A 5686-nucleotide genomic window follows, 5' to 3' on the forward strand; every position below is an offset into this window, starting at 1 on the left:
GTATTGATACTTGCGCCTGAGACGGTCATTGAGGACGAAATAAAGGTCACCAGTACAAAAAAGATCAGAATTAACTTTTCTAAAATCCAGTAGCAGGTTTACCCAGATTAGCTTATCGAAAGAACCCGGAATACTATCCGAAAAGACGGAATTTGAAATGAAAGAAGCTGATTATAACGCAGCCTGCAGGATGATCCTTGAAAAGGCGCTTGCCGGCGAAATAAAAGACGAAGACCAGTTGAATAAAGTAAAAAAAGATGTAAGTAAGCGGTATCATCTTGCCAGCCTGCCCAGGAATGGAGATATCATTGTGCAGGGTACACCTGAGGAGCAGGCTGTAATAAAAGAGTTCCTCAGGCGGAAACCTGTAAGGACGATTTCCGGAGTTGCAGTAATTGCTGTAATGACATCGCCTGCTCCATGCCCTCATGGAGTTTGTCTCCCCTGCCCTGGCGGCCCGAATTCATCATTTAAATCCCCTCAGAGCTATATGGGGAGAGAACCTGCAGCCATGAGAGCCATTCAACATGAATTTGACCCTTACTCACAGGTTCAGTCCAGGCTTTCGCAGCTAAAAGAGATAGGGCATGATATTGAGAAAGTAGAGCTGGTAGTAATGGGAGGCACTTTTTCAGCACGCAGCCTCGACTACCAGGAATGGTTCAGCAAACGCTGCCTTGAAGCAATGAACGATTTTACAGGTACGGAATGGAGGGACAGAGCCTGGAAAATCGGAAAATCCTTTCCTTACATTCCGCTAGAAGAAGTCCAGAAAGCAAACGAAACGGCTGATATCCGCAACGTGGGCATAACTTTCGAGACACGGCCTGATTGGGCAAAAGAAGAACATGTGGACGAATTCCTCAGGCTTGGAGGAACAAAGGTAGAGCTTGGAGTCCAGAGCGTTTACGATTTTGTATTATCCAGGATGCAGAGAGGGCACGGAGTTGCTGAAATTGTCAGAGCTAACCAGGTATTAAGAGACAGCGCGTTCAAGGTAGGCTTCCACATGATGCCCCACCTCCCGGGGGCAGATTCCGAACTTGACCTGAGGGGATTTAAAAAGCTCTTCGATGACCCGCGTTTCAGGCCGGACTACCTCAAAATTTATCCTACCCTTGTAACCGAAGGGACTCCTCTGTATAGAATGTGGGAAGCCGGAGAATATCAGGCACTTTCAGATGAAGAGGCTGCAGAGCTTGTTGCAGAGATAAAAGCTGTCCTGCCTAAATGGGTAAGGCTCCAGCGCATCCAGAGAGACATTCCAGCCCATCAAATCTTTGCAGGAGTCAGAAAAAGTAATCTCAGGCAGCTTGCAGAAGAAAAACTCCGGGAAAAAGGAGGAAAGTGCCGCTGCATACGCTGCAGAGAGGTTGGACACAACAGCTTGAAGGGGAAAAGGATAAACGAAAAAGATATCGAGCTTACTACGGAAACTTATGAAGCCTGCAAAGGTAAAGAGCACTTTATTGCTTTTGAAGACCTTTCGGCAGATGTTCTTATAGGTTTTACGCGTTTGCGCTTCCCGGCTGCCCCGCATCGCGAAGAACTGCAGGACTCTGCGCTTATAAGAGAACTGCATGTTTACGGCTCCATGGTGCCTGTAGGAAAAGGGGCAAAACAAAAGGAATGGCAGCACCGTGGCTATGGCAAGGAACTTATCGAGAGGGCTGAAGAAATTGCATCCGAATCCGGCTACGGAAAACTTGCAATAATTAGTGGGATAGGTGCAAGGGAATACTATAGAAAACTGGGTTATACTCTAGAAGGGGTATACATGTCAAAGACCCTCAAAAACTAAGAGTTGTTACTTTTCTGTAATAGACCTTAAATTGGGATATCTAACTCAATTTATTACATAACCATTTTCAGGCTCTGGAATCCATCCGGAGCCGGTTAGTTATTAAGAGATCACTTAAAGTTACCCTCGGAAGGTTTTGAAATCCATTTACAGATACTAAATGTATTTTCAGGCATACAATTTCCAGCACCTGTAACCATATCCATACTTTGAATATATCATATATTGATTATAGTTACATACTTCAAAAATACCCTCTTTACGCTAAAACATTTTAGCCATGAAATATCAAAAAATCTTAAATTAACCAATAAAACGCAATTTGTGAGAGTAAATACCAGAGTTTGACACATATACAAAAATGCCGGGATTTTGAGATCGAACGTTTGATAGACTTCGAAGGATATTAATATAGAAGTCGAGAAATAAAAAAATTAATTGGCGACCACTAACTAAAATTCCTATTCAGTGCATTCAATGAATATGTTCTCCAGGAAGATTTACAGAAAAATGTTAAATAGTATGGTATAATAACGTATACCCCCTCCAATAACAGTACAAAACGGGTATACCCAATATGAAAAAGATAAAAATATTAAATTTGATTTTGGAAAAAATATTCTTTAGAGCTCAAAAACAGATACAATCCATTTTAAAGATAATTTGAATATATAAAGTTTTAAACTTGTATAAAAATAAAAAAAATCAACGAAGCAGTCATTAAAAAACTTAGCTTCAAAAATAAATCTTTGATTAAAATAAAAGTTTAAAAACATTCATAAAAAAATAAATATCATGAGTCCTTAACATAAGAAAAAACGTACTATTCAGGTTCAGGACACGTTTAGGCTCACAATTTTAAAAGAAAAAGGGATTTGTTTAACCCTTATAAACCTGAACCAAACCTAATAAGCCTGAATTAACCCTGAAGGCTTAAATGAACCCTAAAAGCTGAAATTAACCTGAAGCTTTAAATTAAACCCCAGGAAACCCTAATTAAACCCTGGAAACCCTAAAAACTCTAAAAAACCTGGGAAGAATGGTGATAAAAATGAAAATTAGAGTTGTAAGCTCAAAAGAGGAAATTGACACTTTAGATCTCAAAGAGGAAGTTGTCCACCTTGCTTTCAGACCATCCAACAAGGACATTTTCAAGCTGATTCTGAAGTGTCCAGAAGTAAAAGCGATCCACATCCCGAGCTCATACAAGAGAACAATTTCCAGTTCTGCACAGATGTATCTTTCCATGCAGAACATTGCTTTGCTTGAAGGCGATGTATGGGGACACAGAAAAGATATTAACGAATATTCTGAAGTTTCTCAGCATGTATTTGACCGCATAAAGGAATTAAAAGAAGAAGGGCTTTCAGATGAAGATACCATCGAAAGACTTGTAAGGGAAACAAGACTGAGCCCCGACTTTGTGAGCTTTATTATATCAAATTGAAGTAGCCCTATAAATGGACTTTATCGAGTAGATTTTAATTAGCCGGTCAAAACACTGATCGGCCCTCATTTTCTGCGGAATTTCCCGCTTAAATTTTTTTAACGTTTCAAGATAGGGGTTTGATCCTGAAACAAATTTCATAAGAATTATATCTATTGAGAAATATTTATTAAAAAAATGTTCTAAAAACCTGTCAATTAAAAATCTCAAGTCCCCAGCAAGTTTTAAAAGTGAATTACCGTACAGGAGATATAAGGAAACCTTATTTACTTACTCCGAGCTGTATCACATAAATAACTATTGAGGCTGCCCTGCCTGGATTTAGAAAAATAGAATTCACCCCACAAAAAATACACTTTAACCTATTTCCTTAATAACAGGAGAATGGATTTCATGACCGAATTCGAACGTGTGCTTGTAAACTCATTTAATGCATACATTGAGGAAAAAGGCATAAGAGCCATCTCCTACCGGCTTAAACAGCACAGATTTACCTCTCAATTCCTTGACGTGCTTGTAGATTCTCTTGACCCAGACCTTTATCTGGGGATAGAATGTAAAAGCATCTCCGTTGATAAAGGAGCAAGCGCACTTTATTTTTCCCAGCATTTTACCGTAGACAAAAAAGGTGTTCATCAAATAGACAGAATTTCAGACTACCTTAATAGATCTGGAAGAAGGGGATTCCTGGCAGTGGAACTTCGCCTCGGAATGGGACACGGGAGAGAAGCATACATGGTTCCCTGGGAAGATCTGGAGAAGAATTATCATTCCGAAAGTCTCAAACTTACAATACAGGAAATCAGAAACTTTCCGGAAATAAAAAGGGATGGAAAGGATTACATAATAAACCCGAAAGAATGGGGAAGAAAAAATAGCTGGGAGAAAGATATTAAACTGAAGCTGGCAGAGAACCTCGGAGAAACTGATGACTGAAATAATAGAAACTTATAGAAAAGAAGCAGATAAGTGTGCCGAAGAAATCAAAAAACACAGATCCGTACATGTAGTATCTCATATTGATGCAGACGGACTCACATCTGCAGGGATTATCTGCACAGCTCTTGAAAGAGAAAATTTCGAATACACAACCCGCTTTGTAAAGCAGCTCGACGAAAAAGCCCTTAATATTATCGCAGACGAGAACCATGAACTTGTAATTTTTACAGATCTCGGAAGCGGGATGTGCGAACACATAAAATCCCGGGGGATTAATGCTGTAATCTCAGACCACCACCAGCCGCAGGGAACTCTGGAGTTCCACCTCAATCCCCATCTCTTTGGAGCAAACGGCTCCTATGAACTGAGCGGCTCGGGAAGCACTTACCTTCTGGCTTCAGCCCTTGGAAAAAACCGGGACCTTTCCTCTCTTGCCATAGTAGGAGCTATTGGAGACATGCAGCATCTGAAAATGGGGCAGCTTGTAGGAATTAACAGGATAATTCTGGAGGAAGGAGTGAAGGGAGGGTATCTAGAGTTCAAAAAAGATCTGACCCTTTTCGGAAAGCAGACCCGCCCTATTTACAAGCTTCTGCAGTATTCATCTGACCCTTATCTTCCCGGACTTACCGGAGACGAAGAAGCCTGTGTAAACTTTATTCATTCCCTGAATGTTCGCTTCAGCCAGGATGAGCGCTGGAGGCGCTGGATAGATCTGGAGATATCGGAAAAACAGAAAATTATTTCAGGGCTTTTCCAGTACTGCCTTAAATCAGGGATACCCTCATACAAAATTGAGCGCCTTATAGGGGAGGTTTATGTCCTTCTCAATGAAAGGGAAGGAACGGAAATGAGAGACGCTTCAGAGTTCTCCACTCTTCTCAATGCTACTGCCAGATATGATCATGCAGATATAGGGCTTGCAGTCTGTATGGGAGACAGGGAAAATGCCTACGAAGACGCAAGGAAACTGCTTGCCGAACACAGGCAAAACCTTGTTAACGGGCTTATGTATGTAAAAGAGAATGGTGTCATTCAACTGGAAAACATCCAGTACTTTGATGCGGGTTCACAGATAAAGGAAACCATCGTGGGAATAATTGCAGGCATGAGTTCCACAATCGTTGAAAACAGGAACCTTCCGATTATTGCATTTGCAAAAACAGAGGGAGGGATTAAAGTCTCAGCAAGAGGGACTCAGGATCTGATCCGCAGAGGAGTAAACCTGTCTGAAGCAATGTCAGCCGTTTCAGCAGAAGTAGGAGGCGCAGGTGGAGGGCATGATATTGCTGCAGGGGCAACCATACCTGAGAACGCAAAAGAAGAGTTTGCCAGGAAACTTGACTTTTTCATAGGAGAACAGCTCAGGAGAAAAACAATTCCAGGATAAGAAGGGCAGACCTCCGGAAACTATCCGGAAAGCCTGGTTTCCGCAAAAAAGCAAATTTTTCTAAACTCCCATTTGACCGATAGGTATCCACACTTGCCGTAGATTGTTT

4 protein-coding genes are annotated in these 5686 nt (G+C 41.2%); all 4 read left to right on the plus strand.

The features are described from left to right. The first annotated feature begins 157 nt into the window (after nt 1-157). The 4 genes from PLL47_RS14315 to recJ all read left to right on the plus strand — a co-directional run bounded on the left by PLL47_RS14315 (nt 158) and on the right by recJ (nt 5577). Entirely contained in the window at nt 158-1801 is a 1644-nt protein-coding gene (locus tag PLL47_RS14315; protein ID WP_324447159.1) for a tRNA uridine(34) 5-carboxymethylaminomethyl modification radical SAM/GNAT enzyme Elp3, read from the plus strand. 1051 nt (nt 1802-2852) lie between these two features. After that, nucleotides 2853-3248 (plus strand): DUF1699 family protein, encoded by a 396-nt coding sequence (locus PLL47_RS14320; protein WP_324447162.1) that lies wholly within the window; start codon nt 2853-2855, stop codon nt 3246-3248. A 393-nt stretch (nt 3249-3641) separates the two neighbouring features. Then, complete coding sequence (locus tag PLL47_RS14325) at nt 3642-4184, plus strand: hypothetical protein (RefSeq protein WP_324447164.1); 543 nt, start codon at nt 3642-3644, stop codon at nt 4182-4184. Beyond that, a complete protein-coding gene (gene recJ / locus PLL47_RS14330; protein WP_324447166.1) occupies nt 4177-5577 on the plus strand; it encodes a RecJ family nuclease in 1401 nt (466 codons plus the stop codon). The genes PLL47_RS14325 and recJ overlap by 8 nt, the downstream gene beginning before the upstream one ends. Nucleotides 5578-5686 lie beyond the last annotated feature (109 nt).

Source organism: Methanosarcina sp. (assembly GCF_035390745.1).
Lineage (GTDB): Archaea > Halobacteriota > Methanosarcinia > Methanosarcinales > Methanosarcinaceae > Methanosarcina.

Bases quoted from the DNA above. Each gene is read 5' to 3' on its own strand.
- PLL47_RS14315 (WP_324447159.1), top strand. From the start codon at position 158: ATGAAAGAAGCTGATTATAACGCAGCCTGCAGGATGATCCTTGAAAAG.
- PLL47_RS14320 (WP_324447162.1), top strand. From the start codon at position 2,853: ATGAAAATTAGAGTTGTAAGCTCAAAAGAGGAAATTGACACTTTAGAT.
- PLL47_RS14325 (WP_324447164.1), top strand. From the start codon at position 3,642: ATGACCGAATTCGAACGTGTGCTTGTAAACTCATTTAATGCATACATT.
- recJ (WP_324447166.1), top strand. From the start codon at position 4,177: ATGACTGAAATAATAGAAACTTATAGAAAAGAAGCAGATAAGTGTGCC.